Origin of the sequence: Pseudomonas sp. QD4, from assembly GCF_049199125.1 — a bacterium.
Classification (GTDB): Bacteria; Pseudomonadota; Gammaproteobacteria; order Pseudomonadales; family Pseudomonadaceae; genus Aquipseudomonas.
On record NZ_JBLZOM010000012.1, the window covers coordinates 77,924 to 99,833 of the forward strand.

General features: G+C 66.5%; 15 protein-coding genes and 1 pseudogene. 7 read left to right on the forward strand and 9 right to left on the reverse strand.

Features of this window, described 5'->3' with window-relative positions; genetic code table 11:
- Positions 1-14 precede the first annotated feature (14 nt).
- From ACOZJV_RS33865 to ACOZJV_RS33880, 4 genes are read left to right on the forward strand one after another with little or no spacing between them, the layout of a single operon-like run.
- The gene (locus ACOZJV_RS33865) at positions 15-1,115 is read left to right on the forward strand and encodes an ATP-binding protein (protein ID WP_078473958.1); all 1,101 of its coding nucleotides are present in this window, start codon (positions 15-17) and stop codon (positions 1,113-1,115) included.
- Positions 1,099-3,555, forward strand: coding sequence for a DUF5682 family protein (locus tag ACOZJV_RS33870; RefSeq protein ID WP_421549532.1), 2,457 nt, complete (start codon positions 1,099-1,101; stop codon positions 3,553-3,555). Before ACOZJV_RS33865 ends, ACOZJV_RS33870 begins: the two co-directional genes overlap by 17 nt.
- The gene (locus ACOZJV_RS33875; protein ID WP_421549533.1) at positions 3,552-4,679 is read left to right on the forward strand and encodes a VWA domain-containing protein; all 1,128 of its coding nucleotides are present in this window, start codon (positions 3,552-3,554) and stop codon (positions 4,677-4,679) included. Before ACOZJV_RS33870 ends, ACOZJV_RS33875 begins: the two co-directional genes overlap by 4 nt.
- Positions 4,676-6,742: a hypothetical protein gene (locus ACOZJV_RS33880; protein WP_421549534.1), complete on the forward strand. Its 2,067-nt coding sequence runs from the start codon at positions 4,676-4,678 to the stop codon at positions 6,740-6,742. The genes ACOZJV_RS33875 and ACOZJV_RS33880 overlap by 4 nt, the downstream gene beginning before the upstream one ends.
- A 6-nt stretch (positions 6,743-6,748) precedes the next feature.
- Here ACOZJV_RS33880 and ACOZJV_RS33885 read toward each other — a convergent pair whose 3' ends face one another.
- Both ACOZJV_RS33885 and ACOZJV_RS33890 read right to left on the reverse strand, forming a co-directional pair.
- Positions 6,749-8,338, reverse strand: coding sequence for a DHA2 family efflux MFS transporter permease subunit (locus ACOZJV_RS33885; protein WP_078473962.1), 1,590 nt, complete (start codon positions 8,336-8,338; stop codon positions 6,749-6,751).
- Positions 8,335-9,465 (reverse strand): HlyD family secretion protein, encoded by a 1,131-nt coding sequence (locus ACOZJV_RS33890; protein WP_421549535.1) that lies wholly within the window; start codon positions 9,463-9,465, stop codon positions 8,335-8,337. The genes ACOZJV_RS33885 and ACOZJV_RS33890 overlap by 4 nt, the downstream gene beginning before the upstream one ends.
- Positions 9,466-9,860: 395 nt before the next feature.
- Between ACOZJV_RS33890 and ACOZJV_RS33895 the strand changes: the two genes are divergently transcribed.
- The 3 genes and pseudogenes from ACOZJV_RS33895 (at position 9,861) to ACOZJV_RS33905 (ending at position 13,334) form a co-directional block, all read left to right on the forward strand.
- A complete protein-coding gene (locus tag ACOZJV_RS33895; RefSeq protein WP_421549536.1) occupies positions 9,861-11,099 on the forward strand; it encodes an MFS transporter in 1,239 nt (412 codons plus the stop codon).
- A 139-nt stretch (positions 11,100-11,238) separates the two neighbouring features.
- Positions 11,239-12,312, forward strand: a complete 1,074-nt coding sequence (locus tag ACOZJV_RS33900; protein WP_020296873.1) for an NAD(P)-dependent alcohol dehydrogenase — start codon at positions 11,239-11,241, stop codon at positions 12,310-12,312.
- Between the two features lie 110 nt (positions 12,313-12,422).
- Positions 12,423-13,334, forward strand: a pseudogene (locus tag ACOZJV_RS33905) (universal stress protein).
- Between the two features lie 18 nt (positions 13,335-13,352).
- Here ACOZJV_RS33905 and ACOZJV_RS33910 read toward each other — a convergent pair.
- The 7 genes from ACOZJV_RS33910 to ACOZJV_RS33940 form a co-directional block, all read right to left on the reverse strand.
- Complete coding sequence (locus ACOZJV_RS33910) at positions 13,353-15,440, reverse strand: sensor domain-containing protein (RefSeq protein WP_421549541.1); 2,088 nt, start codon at positions 15,438-15,440, stop codon at positions 13,353-13,355.
- 255 nt (positions 15,441-15,695) lie between these two features.
- The gene (locus ACOZJV_RS33915; RefSeq protein WP_078473966.1) at positions 15,696-16,184 is read right to left on the reverse strand and encodes a copper chaperone PCu(A)C; all 489 of its coding nucleotides are present in this window, start codon (positions 16,182-16,184) and stop codon (positions 15,696-15,698) included.
- Positions 16,184-16,789, reverse strand: a complete 606-nt coding sequence (locus ACOZJV_RS33920; RefSeq protein ID WP_020296877.1) for an SCO family protein — start codon at positions 16,787-16,789, stop codon at positions 16,184-16,186. The genes ACOZJV_RS33915 and ACOZJV_RS33920 overlap by 1 nt, the downstream gene beginning before the upstream one ends.
- 363 nt (positions 16,790-17,152) lie before the next feature.
- Positions 17,153-18,754, reverse strand: a complete 1,602-nt coding sequence (locus ACOZJV_RS33925; RefSeq protein WP_421549537.1) for a diguanylate cyclase domain-containing protein — start codon at positions 18,752-18,754, stop codon at positions 17,153-17,155.
- A 9-nt stretch (positions 18,755-18,763) separates the two neighbouring features.
- A complete protein-coding gene (locus tag ACOZJV_RS33930) occupies positions 18,764-20,257 on the reverse strand; it encodes an RAD55 family ATPase (RefSeq protein WP_421549538.1) in 1,494 nt (497 codons plus the stop codon).
- Entirely contained in the window at positions 20,254-20,682 is a 429-nt protein-coding gene (locus ACOZJV_RS33935; protein ID WP_238596250.1) for a hypothetical protein, read from the reverse strand. The genes ACOZJV_RS33930 and ACOZJV_RS33935 overlap by 4 nt, the downstream gene beginning before the upstream one ends.
- 183 nt (positions 20,683-20,865) lie before the next feature.
- Positions 20,866-21,561: a Crp/Fnr family transcriptional regulator gene (locus ACOZJV_RS33940; RefSeq protein ID WP_421549539.1), complete on the reverse strand. Its 696-nt coding sequence runs from the start codon at positions 21,559-21,561 to the stop codon at positions 20,866-20,868.
- Between the last annotated feature and the right edge of the window lie 349 nt (positions 21,562-21,910).

Here is a 21,910-nt window from a genome sequence, read left to right on the forward strand (position 1 = left end):
AAAGGACCACGCCCATGACCCCTGCGCCTGGCGCAATGCTCAAGGCCCCGGCCGAACAGGCCCACGCCGCAGAACTGGCGCGCCTGCAACAGCACGACAGCGGCCCGCGCCCCAGCGGCTGGCGCCTGTCACCGCGTGCGGTGCGCGGGTTTATCCTCGGCGACGGGGCGTTGCAGGTGCGGCGCAAGTTCTATGGCGACGATGCCCTGATCGACCGCTGCATCGTGACCCTGATGAGCAACCGTGGGTTGATGCTGGTGGGCGAGCCGGGGACCGCCAAGTCGATGCTCTCCGAGCTGCTGGCGGCGGCGATCTGCGGCCAGTCGTTGTGCACGGTACAGGGCACGGCCGGGACCACCGAGGAGCAGATCCGCTATTCGTGGAACTACGCCTTGCTGCTGGCCGAAGGCCCGACCCAGCGCGCCCTGGTGCGCGGCCCGATGTATGAGGCGATGCGCAGCGGCAGCCTGTGCCGGATCGAAGAAATCACCCGCATGCAGCCCGAGATCCAGGACAGCCTGATCAGCCTGCTCTCGGACAAAGTGCTGCACGTACCCGAACTCAAGGGCGAAGAGGCCACGGTATTTGCCGCGCCGGGGTTCAATATCCTGGCCACCGCCAACTTGCGTGACCGGGGCGTGCATGAGATGTCCAGCGCCCTCAAGCGCCGCTTCAACTTCGAAACCGTGCGCCCCATCAGCGACCGGCGCCTGGAAACCCAGCTGGTGCGCGAACAGACCGAAGCCCTGTTGCAACAGGCCCAGGTCAAGGTCGACTTCAGCCCCGACGTGCTCGAACTGCTGGTGACTGCGTTCAACGACCTGCGCCACGGCGCCACCGCCGAAGGCACGGTGCTGGAGAAACCCAGCGCGGTGATGTCTGCCGCCGAAGCGGTGGCGGTGGGGTACGCCGCCAGCCTGGATGCCCACTACTTCGGCAACGGCGTGGTCGGCGGCGAGCATATTGCCCGGCAACTGATCGGCACCGTGCTCAAGGACAACCCCGAGGACGGCGGCAAGCTGCGCCACTATTTCGACGTGGTGGTGCGCCAGCGGGCCCAGCGCCAACCGCAATGGCAGCGGGTGCTCGAGGCGCGGCGTGAGCTTGATCGCTGAGGCGTCCCTGGCTGGCACCGGGCTGGACAGCGCCAGCCTGCGCGCCCTGGGTCAGAGCCTGGCCAGCGATGAGTTGATTGTGTTTGCCGTGCGCCACCACAGCCCAGGTTGCGCCTGGCAATTGCAGCAACTGTTCGCCAGCCATCCGCCGAGCGTGGTGCTGGTGGAAGGGCCACGGTCCTTCGACCCGTTGCTGCCGCTGCTGGTGCACCCCCAAGCGCAGATGCCCCTGGCGATCTACACCTACGCCGTGGGCGGCGCGGCGGCGGATTCGCGGCGCGCGGCCTATTACCCGTTCTGTGACTATTCGCCGGAGCTGGTGGCCCTGCGCGCCGCAGCGGCCCAGGGCATTCCCGCACGCTTTATCGACCTCGACTTTGCCGAGCAATGCGCCCTGGAGGCGTCGCCGCCTGAGGTGGAGCTCGGCCAGGACTCGCTGCTCGACGAAGGTCGTTACCAGCGCAGCGAACACCTGCAACGCCTGGCCAGCCAGCTGGGTTGCCGCGACCACGAAGAACTCTGGGAGCACCTGTTCGAGGTGCCGGCGACCCGGGGCGATTGGTCCGAGCACCTGACCCGGGTCGCGGCCTATTGCCAACTGGCGCGCCTGGATTGCAGCCACGACGAGCTGCAGGCCGACGGCACCCTGGCCCGTGAGGCGGAAATGGCCTGGCATATCCAGCAGGCCCTGGCCGCCCGGCGTCCGGGGGAGGGGCCGGTGCTGGTGGTGGTCGGTGGCCTGCATGCGGTGGCGTTACCGGGCTTGCTCGCGACCGGGGTCGAGCGGCCGGCCATCAGCCGCGCCGGGCTGACCGATGAAGCCAGCGCGCTGATCCGCTACAGCTTCGACCGCCTGGAACGCCTCAATGGCTACGCCGCCGGCATGACCGCACCGGCCTGGCACCAGCGGCTGTGGCACGCCCAGCTCAAGCACTCGCAGCGCAGCGCGCAGGCTCCGGCCCGGCCACGGCAGGCGGCGGCCCTGGAGCTGTTGTTCGAGGTCGCGGAAAAGCTCCGCGAGCAGGCCGTGGCGCTGCCGTTGCCGACCCTCACCGCCGCCTACGAACAGATGCTGCGTCTGGCCACCCTGCGCGGGCGCGATGCGCCGATCCGGGTGGATGTCGACGACGCCATCCTCAGTTGTTTTATCCAGGGCGATGCCGACGCCGACGGCGTCCGGGTGCGACAAGTGGCCCGCGCCTGTTTCACCGGCCAGGCCCTGGGCCGCGTGCCGCCCGGGGCTGGCACGCCGCCGTTGGTCAAGGACGTGGAATACCGTGCCCGGCGCCAGCGCCTGAAGCTCCACGACTCGCAGCCGCGCCGGGTGGTGCTGGACCTGTACCGGCGCGCCGAACACCGGCGCAGCAGCCAGTTGCTGCATGGCCTGCTGCTGTTGGGCATCCCCTTCGCCTGGCGCACCGGCGGCCCGGATTTTGTCGGTGGCCACGGTTTGCATCTGCTCCAGGAACACTGGGAGTACGCCTGGACGGCCAGCACCGAAGGAGCGCTGGTGGAGGCGTCGGTGTATGGCGCGACCCTGCCCCAGGCGGTGGCCAGTCGCTTCGCCCAGCGCCTGGAGCAGCAGGCCGGCGACGGCGTGGCCGATGCCCGGGGTGCGGCGGCGCTGTTGGTGCAGGCCTGTGTGCTGGGGCTGCATGAGCAGTTGGCCACGCCCTTGCAGCATCTGGCGGACGCCATAGGCGCCGACCCGGTATTTGCCTCGCTGGTGGCGGCCACGGCCAGCCTGTCGCTGCTGCTGGAGTCCCGCGAGCCGTTGCAGGCCGCGCATCTGCCGGGCTTGCCGGGGTTGCTGCGCAGTGCCTATCAGCGTGCCACCTACCTCGGCGCCCAGGGCGTGAGCGAAGCCGAGGCCTTGGGGCATGTGGCCTGCCTGGTGCAGTTGCGCGAATTGCTGGCCGGGGCCGCGGGTGCGGAGCTGGATCAGGCGTTGTACTGGGCCCTGGTCAGCCAGTTGCACCAGCAGCCCAACCTGCTGCTGCGCGGTGCCTGTGCCGGCTTGCTGTACCTGGCCGGGCGCTTGTCCGAAGCACAACTGGCCACGGAACTGGCCGGGCACCTGCACGGCCTGCGTCAACCCCAGGAAGCCGTGGCCTACCTGCGCGGCTTGCTGTCCACCGCTCGCGAGAGCGCCTGGCAGGTCCCCAGCCTGCTCGAGGTGCTGGACCCATTGCTCAGCCAGTGGGGCGAGGCGCAGTTTGTCGCCTGCCTGCCGGAGCTGCGCCTGGCCTTTGCCGAAATGACCCCGCGTGAAACCGACCGCATCGCAACCCGGGTCGCCCAATTGCACGGCGCCGATGACTTGGGCCGGTTGCGCCATGCCTCGCTGCAGGCCGATCAGGTCCAGGCCAACCTGCGCCTGTCGCAAAGCCTGGCCCTGGTGTTGCAGGGCGACGGCCTCGACCCCTGGATGACGCCATGACCCCCCTCGAACGCTGGCGCCTGGTGCTGGGCAAATACGCCGATAAACCCCTGCGTGACGCCGCCGGCGGTGCCGGGCTGGAAGGCCGGGCGGCGCGCATGGACGTGGCCCTGGAATACCTCTACGGCCGTGAATACCAGGGCCGGGGGCTGCGTGAAGACGCTCGCGCTGGCTCCCTCGACCCGAGCCAACTGACCCTGGTGACCTGGCTGGGCGAGGTACGCGAGCTGTTCCCGGTGGACACGGTGGAGGTGATCGAGCAGCACGCCCTGGACCGCTACGGCCTGACCGAGCTGGTCACCGACCCCCAGGCCCTGGAGCGCCTGGAACCCAACCAACAGCTGTTGCGCACCTTGCTTGCCCTGCGCGGGCACTTGCAGGGCGAGGTGCTGGTGATGGTGCGGCGCATCATTCGCCAGGTGGTGGAAGAGATTCGCCAGCGGCTGGAGCCGCAGGTGCGCCAGGTGCTGTCCGGGCGCCTCAATCGCCAGCGCCATTCGCCCATGGCCGTGGCCCGCAATTTCGATGCCCTGGGCACCCTGCGGCGCAACCTCAAGCACTACGACGTCGAGCGCCAGCGGCTGGTGGTGGAAAAACTGTACTTCTTCCAGCGCAACAGCCGGCGCCTGCCGTGGGACATCATCCTCTGCGTGGACCAGAGCGGGAGCATGGCCGATTCGGTGATCCACAGCGCGGTAATGGCCGGGATTCTCGCCGGGCTGCCGGCGCTGCGGGTCAAGGTGGTGGTGTTCGACACCGACGTGGTCGACCTCAGCGAGCATGCGGGCGATCCGGTGGAAACCCTGATGCGCGTGCAACTGGGGGGCGGCACCGATATCGGCAAGGCCCTGCGCTACTGCAGCCAGTTGCTGGAAAACCCCCAGCGCACGGTGCTGGTGCTGGTCAGTGACTTCTACGAAGGGGCATCGCCCAATGAGCTGCTGCGCACCGTCAAGCAACTGGCCGAGGCGCGGGTGACCCTGCTCGGGCTGGCCGCTCTCGACGACCAGGCCAACCCCGATTACGACCGGCAGATGGCCACCAGCCTCGCCGCCTGCGGCATGCAGATCGCCGCCCTGAGCCCGCAGCGCCTGGCCCACTGGCTGCTCAAGGTGATCTCATGAGCCTGCGCCCGGCGCTGCTGGCGCAACTGCTGAGTTTTGACGACGAAGCCTTTGTCGCCCTGGCCAATCGCGGCCTGTTGCGCCGCGCCTATAAAGACCTGGAAAACAGCCCGCCACGGCTGCTGGAGGAGGGCCCGGAGCACCTGCTGCTGGAGTGCGGCCCTTATCAACTGCGCTTTGATCAGCGCGGGCCGGCCTTTGCCCAGTGCAGCTGCCCGGCCAGCGGCGTGTGCCAGCACATCCTGGCCGGCGCCCTGGGTCTGCGTGAGATTTTGGCCGAGCAGGGTCCGCCGCTGGCGCCTGGCGCCGAGCCCGAACCGGCGCCGGATCAGCGCCAGGTGCTGCTCGACAGCTTGCTCGCGCTGCCCCATGCCGAGTTGCTCAAGCATGGGGGCAAGCCGGGTTATCGCTGGGCCTGGCAGTTCGTCATGGACCTGGACATGGAACAGGAGCTGCACCTGGGCGGCGAGCACAACCTGACCCTGACCCTGGGCACGCCACCCCTGACCCTGCGCTATATGGGCGGCCCCCTGGGTGGCATGCTCGCCGACCAGCGCAGCGGCGCCCTGGAGAAGCACCAGGTGGCGGCGGTGCTGGCGCTGCGCCGTCGGCAAGGGCTGGAACTGATCGCGCCCGAGCCGCTGGGCGGCGCCAATGCCGAGTCGAGCCCGGCCCTGCGGGAGGCCGCGCGCAGCAGATTGCGCCAGGGCGCGCGGCAATTGCTGGAGGAGTCGGTGGCGGTGGGCCTGGCCCATTTGTCCCAGGCCATGCAGCAGCGTTACGTGACCCTGGCGGTGTGGGCCCAGGGCGCCGATTACCCGCGCCTGGCCCTGTCGCTGCGGCGCCTGGCGGATCAGGTGCAACTGCTGCTGGAGCGGGCGGCCGGGGCCGATGGCCAGCGCCTGTTCGATGAACTGAGCCGCTGTTATGCCTTGCTCCAGGCCTTGGCCAGCGCCGCGCAACGTGGCGAAGAGCCGGTGCGCCTGCTGGGCCAGGCGCGCAGCCAGTACACGCCGTCGACGGCCCTGGAACTGTGGGGGTTGGGCGCCAATGCCTGGCGCACGGCATCCGGTTACCAGGGCTTGAGCCTGGTGTTCTGGAGCCCGGCGCAACAGGGTTTTTTGTCCTGCACCGAGGCCCGGCCCGAGCTGCAACGCGGCTTCAACCCGTTGCTGCGCTACCGCCATCCGGGCCCCTGGAGCGGTCTGCTGTCGCCGGCCCATGCCAGCGGCCGGCGGCTGTCGTTGATGGGCGCCCAGGTCAATGGCGACGGGCGCCTGTCGGTGGCCGAGTCGGTACAGGCCACCGTGCTTGAACCATTGACCACGGCGCAGTGGCAGCAACTGCCGGCGGCAGAGGATTGGAGCGCTTTGCTCCAGGCCCGTTCGGCCCAGCGCCGCAGCTTGCTGACCCCGGCGCGGCCGATGAACGACTGGACGCTGTTGCAGCCGGCTGCCGTGGGCACGGTGCAGTTCGACAGCACACGCCAGACCCTGGTCTGGCCGCTGCACGACCATCAAGGCGCGACCCTGTGGGTCGAGTTGCGCTATTCGGCCTACACCCGGCACGCCATCGGCCGGATCGAGCAAGTGGCTGGCGAACCCTGGGTCGAGGGGGCGCGGCTGGTGGCGCGGGTCTATGAGCAGGCGGGCCGGCTGATTGCCGAGCCCTTGAGCCTGATTCGCGCCGATGCCGCCCCCGGCCAGCCGTTGCTCGATGCGCTGCATTTCGATCAGGCACCGGCCACCGCAACGCCGCTGGCGGCTGTGGATGAGACGCTGGACGCGCCAGAGCAGGAGGTGCTGCTGCCCAGCGGCCACCTGCTACCGGAGTTCGCCGGCTGGTTGTGCCAGCAGGCCGAGCGTGGGGTGGACCCGCACGTGGCGTCGGGTGTCGACCAGGCCTTGCAGCAGCGCGGCCTGGCCCTGCGCGCGGCGGGCTACAGCGCCTTTGAGCGCATGGCGCCGGAGGCCGGGGTGCCGGCGCGGCTGATCATTGCCCACTACCTGTGCCTGCAATACCAGCACTTGCAGGCCGCCGGTGGCGAAATTCCCGCCCGCTGAAGGGCCTCAGTGATCGGCCACCGGGGCCGTGGGCGGTGCCACCTTGCGCATCAGCGGCACCATGGCAGTGGCGACGATAAAGCACAGCATGATCATCAAAAACGCATCGCCATAGGTTTGCGTCTGCGCCTCGCGGTAGGTCAGCAGCCACAGTTGATGCAGGCTGGCATTAAGCCCGGCGTCGCCGCCCAGGCTTTGGCTGGCGAAGTTGCCGCCGACCGTGGCCAGCCACTGGTTGAGCGCCTCGTTGCTGCTGTTCAGGTGCTCGGCGAGACGGGTGAAGTGCAGGTTGGTGCGGTCATTGAGGACGGTGGCGCAGGCTGCGATGCCGATCGCCCCGCCCAGGTTGCGCATCAGGTTGAACAGCCCCGAGGCATGTTTCAGCCGGGCCTGGGACAGGCCGCCGAGGGTCAGGGTCACCGCCGGTGGCACCGCCAGTTGCTGGGCAATGCCGCGCAGTGCCTGGGGCAGCAACAGTTCGCGGGCGCCCCAGTCGTGGGTGATCGGGCTGAAGTCCCACATCGACAGGGCAAACAACCCCAGCCCGGTCATCATGATCCAGCGCAGGTCGAGACGGTTGGCGAGGAAGGCGTAGAGCGGGATCGCCAGGATCTGGAACACCCCCGTGGAAAACACCGCCATGCCGATGTCCAGGGCGCTGTAGCCACGGACCCGGCCGAGGAACAGCGGGGTCAGGTAAATGGTCGCGAACAGGCCGATGCCGGTGACGAACGAAAAGAAACAGCCGAGGGCGAAGTTGCGGTCCTTGAGCGCCCGCAGGTCGACAATCGGGTTGGCCACGTGCAGGGTCCGGCCGATAAACGCCAGCCCGGCCAGCCCGGAGATCCACGCCGTGCAGAGGATGGTGCTGTCGCTGAACCAGTTCCAGCGCGGGCCTTCCTCCAGGGTGTATTCCAGGCAGCCGAGAAACAGCGCGAGAAAGACCATGCTCAGGTAGTCGGCGCCCTTGAGCAGCGACAGCTCCGGCTGGTCGATCTTGACCAGCATCGGCACCGCCACGGCGACGAAAATCCCCGGCACCAGGTTGATGTAGAACAGCCAGTGCCAGGATGAAACATCGGTGATCCAGCCACCGATCACCGGGCCCAGGGTCGGCGCCAGAGACGCCACTGCGCCGATGGTGGCGGCGGCAATCACCCGCTGCTTGCCGGTGAAGAAAAAGAACGCGGTGGTGAACACCAGGGGGATCATCGAGCCGCCGAGAAAGCCTTGCAGGGCGCGAAAGGCGATCATGCTCTGGATGTTCCAGGCCGCGCCGCAGAGCAGGCTGGCCAGGGTGAAGCCCACGGCCGAGGCGCAGAACAGCCAGCGTGTGGAGAACACCCGCGACAGCCAGCCGGACAGCGGGATCACGATGATCTCGGCAATCAGGTAGCTGGTCTGGACCCAGGCGGTTTCATCGGTGCCGGCCGACAGGCCGCCGCCGATATCCCGCAGCGACGCCGAGACGATCTGGATATCCAGCAGGGCGATAAACATGCCGATGCACATGCTGGCAAAGGCGAAGACCTTGGTCGCGGTGGCCATGCTCGCGGCATCGAAGGGCAACGCCGGAGCGGCGAGGGCGCGACTCATGGCGCGCTGGCCTGGGCCACGGCCGAGGCCGGCGCGGGGTCTTCATGCAGGGTGTTGACCGCCGCGTTCACCGACAGCCCCGGGCGCAGTTGGCCAAGCACGCCGTCCGCCGGGTCGAGGATCACCCGCACCGGCACCCGTTGCACGATCTTGGTGAAGTTGCCGGTGGCGTTTTCCGGTGGCAGCACGCTGAACTGCGCGCCGGTGGCCGGTGCCAGGCTGTCGAGGTGACCGTGGAATTCACGCCCGGGCAGCACGTCGGCACGAATCACCACCCGTTGGCCGGGGAGCATGTGTTCGAGCTGGTCTTCCTTGAAATTGGCGTCTACCCACAGGCCGCTGGCCGGCACCAGCGACAGCAGTTGCGAGCCGGCCTGGGCATAGGCGCCGGGACGCGCGCGGCGGTTGCCGATCACCCCGTCCACGGGCGCCCGCAGCTCGGTGTAGGCCAGGTTCAGGCGCGCCAGGTCGCGTTCGGCCCGGGCCTGCATCAACGCGGCGCGTGCCTGGAGTTTTTGCGTGGCAATCACCTGTAACTGGCGCTGGCTGGCCAGCAACTCAGCCTCGGCCCGGGCGTTCAGGGCCTGGGCGGTCTTGAACGTGGCATCGGCGCGCTGGGCGCTTTCCACCGACACCGCCGAGCTGCCCACCAGGCGTTTGTAGCGCGCATTGTCTTCCCGCGAGCGGCTCATCTCCGCCCCCGTGGCGTCGATCCCGGCCCGGGCCTGGCCAATCACCGCGTGCTGCAATTGCTCGGTGGCGTCCAGGTTGGCCAGCAGCGCTTCTTGGCCGGCCACCGCGCCTTCGGCCTTGTCCAGGTTGGCGCGGTAGTCCCGCGAATCCAGACGAATCAGCAGATCACCGGCCTGTACCCGCTGGTTATCGCTGACCAGCACCTGCTCGATATACCCGGCGACCTTGGGCCCGATCACCGTCACATCGCCGCCGATGTAGGCGTCGTCGGTGGTTTCGATAAAACGCCCGGCGCTCCACCAGTGCTCGGCGTACAGCCCCAGCGCCACCAGGGCAGCCAGGCCCAGGGCGCCGAACAGCAGGGGTTTGCGTCGGCGCGGTGGGGCCGGTGGCGGGGTGATGGCGGTTTCGGTGGCGGCGGACAGGCTGGTCATGGGAGGGCATCCGAGGCTGAAATATTATGTGTGTAATATGATTCATGTAATATTTTCTAACAAGTACGGATTTCTGCCGATCATCCGGTTGTGGGACCCACCTATTGCCAGGCAAGCGTGCTGGGGCAGGCGCGGAGGTGTGCCGCAGTACAGATTCATTTCAGGTCATGGCCGTTACCAAACACCGCATGCCGGCCCGATGCTGCAGTGACAAGCCCCCGACCCCGAACACCACTTCAGGCGCTCAACCCACTGTTAATCAATGATTTTTTAGCCTGTCGACGGTGAGTGCAGGGCGCTGGATTCGCTTGGTCGAAAACTTGCATATGGTTGTATATACATGAGGGGCGCGGGCGCGACCTCCAAGGGTCTCAGGCAGACGCAGGATCGACAGGATGAAATCCAGAGTATTTCCAGGGTGGTATCTGGTGGGTGCGGCGCATGTGCTGCTGACCCTGATTTTTGGCGCGGCGTACTCCTTTGGCGCGTTCTTCGTGCCCATTCAGGACAGCTTTGCCGTCGGGCGCTTTTCCGTGGCCTCGGTGTTTTCACTGACGGCGTTTATCTATTACGGCGCCGGGGTTTTTTCCGGGGCCCTGGCCGATCGCACCTCGCCCCGGGCCGTGGTGGGGGCCGGGGTGGTGTTGCTGGCCCTGGGGTTTTTCTTCAGCAGCTATGCATCCGGCTCGTTGTCGCTGTTTATTGCCCTGTTCTGCTCGCTGGTCGGGCTGGGTGTCGGCCTGGTGTATGTGCCCCTGGTCGCGACCGTGCAGCGCTGGTTTGTCATCCAGCGCAACCAGGCGTCGGGCATCGCGCTGGCGGGCACCGGGGTCGGTACGTTTATCGGGCCGGTGGCGGCCGGTTTGCTGATGCAGCACCTGTCGTGGGAGTCGACGCTGCGCATCTTTGCCCTGGTGATAGCCCTGGTTGGCTTGCCCATGGCGCTGCTGGTCCGGCGCTCGCCCCAGGCCCTGGGCTTGTTGCCGGATGGCGCCAGGCCCGGCGTCGGCGCGCCGGGCCCGGGTGTTGGCACGCCTCAGGGCATGCGTCTGGGGGAAGCCCTCGGCACGGCGCGTTTCTGGTGTTACTTCGTGGCGATTTTCCTGGGTTCCGTGGGGCTGTTCAGCGCCCTGGTGCATATCAACCCTTATGCACGGGCGCTGGGCGTATCGAGCGCGCAGGCCAACCTGTTCATTGGCCTGATCGGCGTCGGCAATATTGTCGGGCGCCGGTTTTTAGGGCGCCTGGGTGACCGCATCGGCGCCCACCGCCTGCTGCTGGTACTGACCCTGATCCTGGGCGGGCTCAATGGGCTGTGGCTGGGCGCCCAGACCCCAGTGACCCTCGGCCTGTTCGCGCTGTTGTTCGGCCTGGCCAATGGCGGTTGCATCGCCCTCTATCCGTCTGTGGCGGCTGGCTGGTTCGGCACCGCAAACCTGGGGGCCATCCTCGGTGCGCTGTATGTCTCGGTGGGCGTTGCGGCGTTGGCCGGAGGCAGTCTGGGCGGGCTGCTGTTCGATCTGTACCAGAGCTACAGTGCAACCATCGCCCTGGGCGCGTTGTGCGCTTTAGCCTCGGCGGCCTTTCTGCAACTCGCCGTTCGTCGCAATAGCAGCGCTCCGATCCACGCGTAAGCCCCGCAATAGAGCGCTGGGCAGGCTTCAGGGAGCATCCGCGGCTGTCAATCCGCGCTTTGTTGACCATGATCAACCCCTGGGTGGCGCCTGGGGCGCAGCCTGTAGTGATCGCTCAATCCAACAGGAGATCATGCTCATGGCCAAGATGAAGGCGGCGGTATTCGTCGAGAAAAACCGGATCGTGCTCGAAGACAAGACCATCCCTGAGGTCGGCCCGCTGGATGCGCTGGTGCGCATTACCACCACCACCATCTGCGGCACCGACGTGCACATCCTGCGCGGCGAGTACCCGGTGGCCAAGGGCCTGACCATCGGCCACGAACCGGTGGGCATCATTGAACGCCTGGGTTCCCAGGTGCGCGGGTTCAGCGAGGGTCAGCGGGTGATTGCCGGCGCCATCACTCCCAGCGGCCAGAGTTTCGCTTGCCTCTGCGGCTGCGGCGCCCAGGATGGACCCGATACCCGCCACGGTTTCCGGGCCGCCGGCGGCTGGAAGTTCGGCAACACCATCGACGGCTGCCAGGCCGAATACGTGCTGGTGCCGGATGCCCTGGCCAACCTGTGCCCGATCCCCGATGGCCTCAGCGACGAACAGGTGCTGATGTGCCCGGACATTATGTCCACCGGGTTCTCCGGGGCCGAGCGCGGCGCGGTGGATATCGGCGACACGGTGGCGGTGTTCGCCCTAGGGCCGATCGGCCTGTGTGCGGTGGCCGGGGCGCGGCTCAAGGGCGCGACCACCATCATCGGCATCGACACCGTGGCCGAGCGCATGCAGGTCGCCCGTGGCCTGGGCGCGACCCATGTGGTGGATTTCAAGAACGGCGACGTGGTGCAGCAGATCATGGCCCTGACCCAGGGCCGTGGGGTGGACGTGGCCATCGAGGCGCTCGGCACCCAGGGCACTTTCGAGTCGGCGCTGCGGGTGCTGCGCCCGGGCGGCACGCTGTCGAGCCTGGGGGTGTATTCCAGCGACCTGCATATCCCTCTCGATGCCTTTGCCGCCGGCCTCGGCGACCTGAGCATCGTCAGCACCCTGTGCCCGGGCGGCAAGGAGCGCATGCGGCGCTTGATGGAAGTGGTCGCCAGCGGCTGCGTCGACCTCTCGCCGCTGGTCACCCACCGCTTCAAGCTGGATGACATCGAGGCCGCGTATGAGCTCTTCGCCCATCAGCGCGATGGCGTCATGAAGATTGCCATTACCCCCTGAGTGGCGGATGACGCTCGGCGCGGCACTGGCTTGATGGAGATCAAGTGTCGCGCCGGCAGAGCGCTCACCATGGGCTCCATACCCGACACTCAAGGTCATGGAGAGAAAAAATGAGCCAGTATCAGCGCCTGTTGTTGATCGTCGACCCCGAGCAGCACCGCTCACCCGCCGCGCGGCGTGCCGCCGCCCTGGCCCTGGCCAGTGAGGCGAGCCTGCATGCGCTGATATTTGTCGAGCCGCCGCCGCGCATCCACCTGTGGGAGGAGCGCATGAGTGACGCGGCGCGCGAGCGTTACCTGCAACGGGCCGAACACTGGTTGCAGGTGGAGGCGCAGTGGATGCGCGAGCAGGGGGTCAAGGTCACCACCCAGGTGGTCTGGACCGCAGAGCCGCTCAAGGACATGTTGCAGTATGTCGCGGAGTTTCAGCCGGACCTGCTGATCAAGGATGTGGTGCTGGAATCGGCACTGAAGCGCGCGTTCGTGACCCCCATCGATTGTCACCTGCTGCGCGAATGCCCGGTGCCGGTGCACCTGGTCAATCAGGTGGCCCATGCGCTGCCACGGCGCATCGTTGCCGCCGTCGACCCGGCCGATCCCGACACCCTGATCAGCGGCCACAACGGCCAGATCATTCAGACCGCCAATGCCCTGGCCCTGCAATGCGACGCGCAGTTGCACCTGCTGTACGCCTACGACCTGACTCCGGCCTTCAACCCCGAGGTGCCGATGACGGCGTCCGCCTAGGCCAGCAACATCATGGAAGAGTTGCGCGAATCCCTGCACCGCGCCTTTATCGCCCTGGCCGAGCAATACGGGGTGCCGCCCGAACAGCGGCATTTCGTCATGGGCCCGCCGGTGCCGACCATCGCCGAGTTCGTCGACGAGTTTCTGGTGGACGTGGTGGTCATGGGCACCGTGCACCGTAGCGGCTTTGGCCGGCTGATCGGCAGCACCACCGAGCGTGCGCTGTACTCGATGCCCGGCAGCGTGCTGGCGGTCAAGCCCCTGGGCCAGGGGTAGGCCCGGCCCGGCGCCGGGTCACGGCAGTTTCTTGCAGCGCTCCGCCGCCGGGCGCGGGTGGCCGAACAGGTAGCCCTGGAAGTGCGAACAGCCTTCGGCCTGCAACTGGTTGAACTGTTCGTGGGTCTCCACACCTTCGGCGGTGGTCTTGATCAGCAGGCTGCTGCTCATCCCGGTGATGGCGCGGATGATCGACAGCGCCTCGCGGCTCTGGCCCATGTCCTTGACAAAGGATTTGTCGATCTTGATCCGGTCGAAGGGGAACGAGCGCAGGTAGCCCAGTGACGAATAGCCGGTGCCGAAGTCATCGAGGGCGATGCACACCCCCAATTCCTTGAGGGCCTGCAAGGTCCGCAGGTTGCCTTCGCTGTTGTCCAGCAGCACCGACTCGGTGATCTCCAGTTCCAGGCGCGACGGTGCCAGCCCCGAGTCGGCCAGGGCCAGTTGCACGATGCCCAGCAGATCGTTGTTCTTGAATTGGATCGGCGACAGGTTGACCGCCACCGATTGCTCGGTGGCCCAGCTCGCGGCTTCCTGGCAGGCCAGGTTCAGGGCGCGGGCGCCGATCTCGTGGATCAGCCCGGTTTCTTCGGCGATGGGGATAAAGTCCATCGGCATGATCAGCCCCTTGCTCGGGTGCTGCCAGCGCATCAGGGCCTCGTAGCCGGAAATCTGCTGGTCGTGCTGGCCGATGATCGGCTGGTAATACAGCTGCAACTGCCCCAGGTGCAGGGCGGTGCGCAGGTCGGTCTCCATCACGCGGCGCCGGCGTGCCGCTTCATCCAGCTCGGCGCGGAACAGTTCATAGCGGTTGCGGCCGTTGCGCTTGGCTTCATACAGCGCCATGTCGGCGTAGCGCAGCAGTTGCTCCGGGGTGTTGTGGTCGTCGGGGGCGATGGCGATGCCCAGGCTCAGGCCCACGGCAAAGCTGTGGCCATCGATCAGGAAGGGCGGGGCGACTGCCTCGATCAAGCGGCGCGCGGTGCTCTGGGCGTCTTCGGCACTGGCGAGGTGGGGCAGGACAATGGCGAACTCATCGCCCCCCAGCCGCGCCAGGGTGTCCTGGTCGCGCAGCACGCCGCGCAGGCGCTGGCCCAGGGCCCGCAGCAGGCGATCGCCGAAGGCATGGCCCAGGGCGTCGTTGATGTTCTTGAAGTTGTCCAGGTCCAGGCACAGCGCCGCCGTCAGGTTCTGCCGCCGGCTGCCTTCTTTGAGGGCTTCGTCGAGGCAGGCATGGAACAGGGTGCGGTTGGGCAGGCCGGTGAGTTCGTCGTGGTGGGCCATGTGATGGATCTGGGCATGGGCGGCGATTTCATCGGTGACGTCATCGGCGATCTGCAACACATAGTTGCCACGGGCCTCGGTGCTTTTGCTGAGCAGGGTGCGGGTGCGCAGGGTGCGCGTGCCCGACTGGGTGTCCAGGCGATCTTCGGTCAGGTGCAGGCCGTCGTGGTGCAGGCAATGCTCGGTGAGATGTTCGATATAGCCGGCGATGGCCGGCGCCATGCAGTCGCTGGCGGTGCGCCCGATCATGTGCCGGCGCTCGTTGCCGAACAGGCGTTCGGCCTGGGGATTGGCCAGCAGGATCTGCCGTGTGGCGACGTCCTGCACCATGACGCTGGACGGGATGTTGGAGATCACCGAATCGAGGAACATCGACAGCGAGGCCATTTTCTCGCTTTGGCTTTCCGCCAGTTCCTTGGCCTGCAGCAGGTCCATTTCATATTGGCGGCGTTCGGTGATGTCGCGGGTGATTTTGGCGAAGCCGACCAACTGCCCGTCATCGTCATGGATGGCATCGATCACCACGCGGGCCCAGAACGAGCTGCCGTCCTTGCGCAGGCGCCAGCCCTCGGCTTCGAAGCGCCCGGTGTCGCGGGCGGTATCCAGGTTCTGTTGCGGGGTCTGGGCAGCCTGTTCCACGGGGTCGTAAAACACCGAGAAATGCTCGCCGACGATTTCTTCCGAGGTGTAGCCCTTGGCCCGTTGGGCCCCGGCATTCCAGTTACAGACGATGCCGTCCGGGGTCAGCCTATAAATGGCGTAGTCGATCACGCTCTGTACCAGCAGGCGGTACATCACATCGGAGTTTTCTATCATCGTCAGGGTCTCGAAACGGGTATTGGCCAGACCGCTTACAGGGGCAACACACGCCTGCGGGTGGGGCTCAAAAAGAGGCCGCACTGAATAGCAAACAGGTTTTTGTCTGACAATGGTTCTTTAGTACAGGTTTTGTCGGGTTCAGCGCTGTACTTGAGGCTCGGGAGCAGGGCTGTCAGAGGGACGTGGCACCGGGCCGCACACAGCAAAACGGCCTTGATCCGGGAGGATTCAAGGCCGCTGGCATTACCCGATCAAGGCTCAGTGCTGCATGTGGTGCTCAGGCATGTTCAGCGCCCGCACCGGCGCCTGGAGCTGGATCGACTCCTGCTCGCCCTTGGCGTTCTGCACCGTCAGGGTCAGCGGCACCTGGTCGCCTTCCTTCACCTGGGCCACCAGGTCGATCAGCATCACGTGATAGCCGTGGGGGTCGAAGTTGACCGCCTTGCCGGCCGGCAGGTCCACCGCTTGCACGGCTTCCATGCGCATCACGTCGTTGTTCATGCTCGATTGGTGGATCTGCACGGTCTTGGCCACCGGCGATTGCACGCTCAGCAGTTTGCTGTCGCTGTCGGCGGTCAGGGTCATGAACGCGCCGGTGGCCTGCTGGCCGGGTACGGTGGCGCGGACCCAGGCGTCGTCGACCCGGGTCTGGGCCGACGCGTGCCAGGCCAGGCCCAGCAGCGAAAGAATGGCCACGGCCTGTTTGGCGCGGCGGGCAAAAGCAGGGTTACGAGGGGCGGGGTGCATCAGCAGACCTCCATCACGGTAAGCAGATCTTCCGCGCATTCCTGCGCGGTAAGGGAAGGGGACAGCCCCAGGCGCAGTACGCCGCGGGAGTCGAAGACAAAACTGGTGGCGCTGTGGGACAGGGTGTAGGTCGAGCCGCTGGGGATCTTTTCATAGAACACGCCGAACTCCTTGGCGGTCTCCGCGGTTTCTTCCAGGGTGCCGTACAGCGCCTCGAAACTGGGGTCGAAGGCCTTGACGTAGGCCTTGAGTACCTCGGGCGTATCGCGCTCCGGGTCCAGGGTGATGAAGATCACCTGCAGGCGATCACCGTCGCGCCCCATCAACTTCTTGGCCTGCACCGCCCGCGCCAGTGCCGTGGGGCAGACCGCCGGGCATTGGGTGAAGCCGAAGAAGACCATGGGCATCAGGCCCCGGTAGCTCGACAGCAGCTTCTGATTGCCGTCGGTGTCGCGCAGCTTGAAGGTCCGGCCGAGGATCTTGTCGCTCAAGTCCTTGCCGTACTTGTAGGAGAGTTTGCTGCTGCTGTCGCAGCCGGCGAGCAGGCCCAGGCCCAGCAGGCCCATGCCGGCAATCACTTTGCGGCGGGTGACTAAAACACTCATGCATTACTGCCCTTTGCCAAGGCTGGCAGTCGAAGAAGGCCAGGCGGTGGGTTTGTTTCAAGGCCGCGGATATTAACAAACCCCGGGCCGTTGGGGCGCCGGAGCACGACGACAGGTCACCGCGGCCCGCCCCCGAACCGCCACGCCAGGCCCTGGATCAACGCTGCGCCGGCAGCCCTCGCGACCACCTGAAAAACCGCGCAGGCACTGCTGTGGGCGGGCTGCACGCAGACCAAGGAAAAACCGGCGGTGGGCAGATGCGGTTTGCGCAAGGCTGGCCCCATGCCTGTTCCGTGCGACATTGCGCCGCAGGCGCGCGGGCAGCGCCGCCGCTGGCCCTGTAACCCCAGTAACTGTGGGGTTTCAGGCCTCGACTGTGCACCCCAGCAGTGGCAACTTGAGCACGAACTGACTGCCCAGGCCCGGCCCGGCACTGTGGGCCGAGACGTGGCCGTCGTGGGCCAGCACCAGCTCGCGGACCACCGTCAGGCCGATGCCGAGCCCACCGCCATCGAACTTCATGGCGTGCACATCCTGCACATAGGGCTCGAAGATAAAAGGCAGCATGGCGGCCGAGATACCGATCCCGGTGTCGCTGATGATGACTTCCACGGCCCCCTCGGCGACATGCACCGAAAGCGCGATCTCACCTTCCAGCGGCGTGTACTTGGAGGCATTGCCCAACAGGTTGCCGAAGATCTGCGCCAGGCGCAGCGAGTCGCCGTTGACGGGGATTTCCTGTTTCGGCAGTTGCACCCTGATCTGCTGCCGGCGCAGTTCCATTGCCTCATGGCAGGTTTCCAGGGCCTCGGTGATGATCACGCCGAGGTCGATCGGCTGCCGGTCCAGGCGCAACTTGCCGGCACTGACCCGGGACACGTCCACCAGGTCTTCCACCAGCCGCGACATATGCCGCACCTGGCGCTCGATGATTGCCTGGATCCGCGGCAGCTCCTCATGCTTGAGGCGCAACAGCATGCCGGCCGTCAGGCTCAGCGGGGTCAGGGGAGTTCGCAGTTCATGGGCGACCTTGGCCAACAGGTCCTTCTGCTGCAGAAACGCCTGCTCGGCCCCCGATTGCAGCTGCTGGGCGCTGAGGGCGGCCATCACCAGCTGCTCGTTGGCCTCGCGCAATTGCCCGATATGCAGGTGTTCCGCTTCATTCCCGCGCCGGTCGTGGCTGATGTCACCGAAAGGCGCTGGCAGGGCGATGCCCGGCAGCAGGTGTGGGTCGTGAAACTCGAAACCGCCGCTGCCCTGGCGCTTGGCCCGATACATGGCGGCATCGGCCTGGTCGATCAGTTGCTGCGGGTGCTCGGCGTCATCGGGGTACAGGCAGATGCCGATGCTGACCTTCAGGCTCAACTCGTGCTGGCCGACGTGGTACGGCGTACTCAGGGAACTGATGATTTTTTCCACGACCCGGGTCGCATCGGCCTTGCGCGACACGTTATTGAGCAGGATCAGGAACTCGTCGCCGCCGTAGCGGCTCACGGTGTCGGTCTCGCGAACCGAGGCCTTGAGGCACTGCGCGACTTGCTTGAGCATCGCATCGCCTACCCCATGGCCAAGGCGATCGTTGATCACCTTGAAGTCGTTGAGGTCGAGAAACAGCAGGGCAAAGCCATCGCCCAGGCGCACCGCGTTGGCGATGGCGTGTTCGATGCGGGTGAGCAATTGCCGGCGGTTGGGCAGGTTGGTCAGGTCATCGATGCCGATCGAGTGGGAGATCTCGTGCAGCGCCTTGGCCGCCGTCTGCGCCTCGTCCTGAGCCCGCAGCAGGCGGATCACCAGTTCCTGGTTGGCCTCCAGCAACGTATTCGCCGGGCCGCGCTGCGCCTGCACCACCTCATCCTGCAGGCGTGCCAGGGTCGCCCGCACTTCCAGCGTCTGCACCCGCAACTGCGCCAGCTCTTGCTGAGCGGCGGTCAGTGAGCGCGGGTTATCGCTGCGGGCATCGTTCATAAGTGCCGCTCACTGCTCAGGGAGGCTGTGCAGGGGCAAGGGCACGTCCACCGCCGATTTGCGCGATGGCCGGCCACCCAGCAACCCTTCACGGTCGGGCAGCATCTGGCCGATGCGGATCCCGCGGTCATCGATGTCATACAGACGCAACTGGTCGGAGTGAGTGCTGGCCCGCACCTTGACCACTGCCATCACCCGCAGCAGGCGGCTGTCGACCTCGATGTAGCGCTGGACGATGATGGCGTCGGTCATGAAGGCCGTGCCATAGGGGCTGAAGCGCAGGTCGGTGTAGCGGTCTTCCAGTTCCGAGGTCATCAGCACGCTGACCCCGGCCTGGGCCATGGCGCTGACCAGGCGCGACAGCGACTCGCGAAAGTCCTCGCGGAAGGTCGGCGCCAGGGCCAGCTCGAACCCGGACAGCGAATCGATCACCACCCGGGTTGCCTTGAGCCGATGGATCTCGTCCAGCAGCAGGTGGACGATCTCATCGATCGACAGGTCCGGCGCGCGGCTGTCCACCAGACCAACCTGGCCCGACTCGATCAACTGCATCAGGCCCGGGTTATGGGAGCGATTGGGGTGTTGTTCGAACACCGCGATCACCCCGGTCTCGCCCCGGCGCGCGCCTTCGGCGAGGAAGGTCGCGGCCAGGATGCTCTTGCCCGAGCCGGACGGGCCGGCCACCAGCAGTGAATAACCTCGGGGCAGGCCGCCGCCGAGCATCTCGTCGAGGCCCGGCACGCCCATCGGCAGGCGCTCGCTCAACGGCTGCGGGCTCAGTGCCCCGGGTGCCGGGCTGTGACAGGCGCTCGGGGAGAAGATCTTCACCCCGGCCTGGCTGATGCGAAAACTGTGCAGGCCGGGCAGGGTTGGCTGGCCGCGCATCTTCATGATTTCCATCTTGCGCACCATGGAGTTGCGCTGGACGCTCTGGCGCAGCCAGATCAGGCAGTCGGCCACGGTGAAGATCGGGTTGGTGTCGGTCTCGGTGAAGTACTCGCCAATCAGGAAGGTGGTGGCCTGCCAGGTGGTCATCAACATGCCCAGCTGTTGCACGAACTGCGGCAGGTTGTTGTTGGGGTTGTCCTGGGTGCGGCTGGCCAGCACCACCGAACGGAACGAGTCGACGAATACCAGCGCCGGGCCATGGGCCTCGACTTCGGCGACGATGCGCCGCAGCACTTCGTCCAGGTCGCCGGCCAGGGTGTCGTCCGCCAGGTTGATGTAGCGCACCGAATGGTTGACCGACTCGCTGTCGAAAAAGTCGAACTGCTGCTGGTAGCGCAGCATCTTCAGCGGCGGCTCGCCGAGCACGGTGAAGTACAGCGCCGGGCGTTCCGGCGTGGCCAGGGCGAACATCATCTGGTGGGCCAGGGTGGTCTTGCCGCAGCCTGGGGGACCGGCGATCAGGTTGAAGGAGAACTCCGGCAGCCCGCCGCCCAGTACTTCATCCAGGCCTGGAACCCCGGTAGCCAGGCGGTTGATTGTCACTTTGCTGCTCATGGCGAAATGTCCTGCGGGGCTGTACCGCTAAAAGAGTGTTCCCACACAGAACGAAGCAGACGTTCGGTGAGCGAGGGGCCGACCAGGGTGGCGAGCAACTCGTTGAACGTGGTCAGGAGCGTGACGCTGGCGGTGAAGGTGTCGGCGCTGTGTTGCCCGGCCAGAAACTGCTCCAGTGGCGCCAGCTCCATCACGCTGTGCACGTTTTCAAGCACCGCCGTCAGGCCGTCGCAGCCGGGCGTGCAGAGGAACAGGCTGCGCCTGTAGAGGGCGGCGACTCCGCGCTGGCCGATGATAGGCGTCAGGGCGGCGTCCATAGCCTGCAGGGTCGACACCGTGGCGGCGGCGACCTGCGGGGCACTCGGACTCTCCCCGGCACGCCGGGTCAGCGATTCCGTGATCCGGCGCTTGTCTTCGCTTTCCATGGGCTTGGTTCACTAAAATTGTTGGGGCCAGGCGGTGTGTCGCGACCAGTGCCGGCGAGGCATCAAGGCCTGTGCCGTATACCTGTCGCGACAGTCTGGAGGGGAGCCCGGGCCTTGTCTGTCTGTTAGCGCACATAGTGGCACTGCGATTGCCTGGACCTTGTCCAGAATCGGGCAATGGGCCTACGGCGTCTGTCGATTCAGCGTGGCGTAGCACTCGCAGGCGGCGGCTTCCAGCCCCGTGCGGTCGAGGATGGTGATCTCGCCACGGCTGTAGCGGATCAGCTTGCGCTGCTGCAAGACCCCCGCGGCCACGGTCACGCCGCTGCGCCGCACACCGAGCATATTGCCGAGGAACTCATGGGTCAGGTGGAAATGGTCGGCGTGGGCGCGGTCGTGAATCATCAGCAGCCACAGCGCCAGGCGCGGTTCGATTTCATGAAAGTGCGTGCACACCGCCGTTTGCGACAGTTGCAGCAGCAGGCGATACAGGCTGCGATCCAGCGCCGCGCGCAACAGCGGGTTGGCGGCCAGGGCCAGGGGCAACTGGCCCAGGCCCATGCGCAGGCAACTACCGGCGCCCTGGACCACCGCGCGCAACGGCGCCGTCTCGACCCCCAGCAGCACACTGGCCCCAAGCACCCCCTCGTTGCCGGTCAGGCCCATCTCCAGCGGCGGGTGGCCGCGCAGGGTCGCCACCAGGGAGATAAACGCGGTCTGCGGAAAATACAGGTGCTCCAGCGGCTGGCGTGCCTCGCACAAAACCTTGCCGAAACTCAGCTCCACGGTTTCGCAATGGGCCAGCACACTCAGGCGCTGCCCCGGGGGCAAACCCTGGATCAGCTGATTGTGTGCACTGCGGATCACGGTGGCTGGCATGCGAAGGTCCTGTAGCGCATCAGGGAGCAGAGGATGAGTGGTGATGCAGTGTGGGCAACATCCGGCAGCGGGTCTGTTCGCTACAGCACAGAGTGTGGCGAAGAGGGGAGGGCCAAAAGACCGGCGGCTGAGTTTCAGACTCACCTTATAGCCCGGCTCTCGATCCGGGCCTTAGATTCCCGCAGCCGGGACCAGCCCGCACGCCTATGGCGAGACCTGGGTCTGGCAGTTCACCCGTTGAATCTGTAGGAGCACATCAAAGATGACCGTTGCCCCCAAACCCACCTCCCGAATGGGCTACCCCTTCAACGCCAAGGACGGCAAAGCCTTTGCGGATCTCCAGGACGCC

What these genes read in the sequence shown, in the direction of transcription:
- ACOZJV_RS33930 (WP_421549538.1), bottom strand. Translation starts at nt 20,257, where the DNA reads ATGAGCAGCAAAGTGACAATCAACCGCCTGGCTACCGGGGTTCCAGGC.
- ACOZJV_RS33880 (WP_421549534.1), top strand. Translation starts at nt 4,676, where the DNA reads ATGAGCCTGCGCCCGGCGCTGCTGGCGCAACTGCTGAGTTTTGACGAC.
- ACOZJV_RS33875 (WP_421549533.1), top strand. Translation starts at nt 3,552, where the DNA reads ATGACCCCCCTCGAACGCTGGCGCCTGGTGCTGGGCAAATACGCCGAT.
- ACOZJV_RS33900 (WP_020296873.1), top strand. Translation starts at nt 11,239, where the DNA reads ATGGCCAAGATGAAGGCGGCGGTATTCGTCGAGAAAAACCGGATCGTG.
- ACOZJV_RS33915 (WP_078473966.1), bottom strand. Translation starts at nt 16,184, where the DNA reads ATGCACCCCGCCCCTCGTAACCCTGCTTTTGCCCGCCGCGCCAAACAG.
- ACOZJV_RS33940 (WP_421549539.1), bottom strand. Translation starts at nt 21,561, where the DNA reads ATGCCAGCCACCGTGATCCGCAGTGCACACAATCAGCTGATCCAGGGT.
- ACOZJV_RS33890 (WP_421549535.1), bottom strand. Translation starts at nt 9,465, where the DNA reads ATGACCAGCCTGTCCGCCGCCACCGAAACCGCCATCACCCCGCCACCG.
- ACOZJV_RS33935 (WP_238596250.1), bottom strand. Translation starts at nt 20,682, where the DNA reads ATGGAAAGCGAAGACAAGCGCCGGATCACGGAATCGCTGACCCGGCGT.
- ACOZJV_RS33895 (WP_421549536.1), top strand. Translation starts at nt 9,861, where the DNA reads ATGAAATCCAGAGTATTTCCAGGGTGGTATCTGGTGGGTGCGGCGCAT.
- ACOZJV_RS33865 (WP_078473958.1), top strand. Translation starts at nt 15, where the DNA reads ATGACCCCTGCGCCTGGCGCAATGCTCAAGGCCCCGGCCGAACAGGCC.
- ACOZJV_RS33925 (WP_421549537.1), bottom strand. Translation starts at nt 18,754, where the DNA reads ATGAACGATGCCCGCAGCGATAACCCGCGCTCACTGACCGCCGCTCAG.
- ACOZJV_RS33920 (WP_020296877.1), bottom strand. Translation starts at nt 16,789, where the DNA reads ATGAGTGTTTTAGTCACCCGCCGCAAAGTGATTGCCGGCATGGGCCTG.
- ACOZJV_RS33885 (WP_078473962.1), bottom strand. Translation starts at nt 8,338, where the DNA reads ATGAGTCGCGCCCTCGCCGCTCCGGCGTTGCCCTTCGATGCCGCGAGC.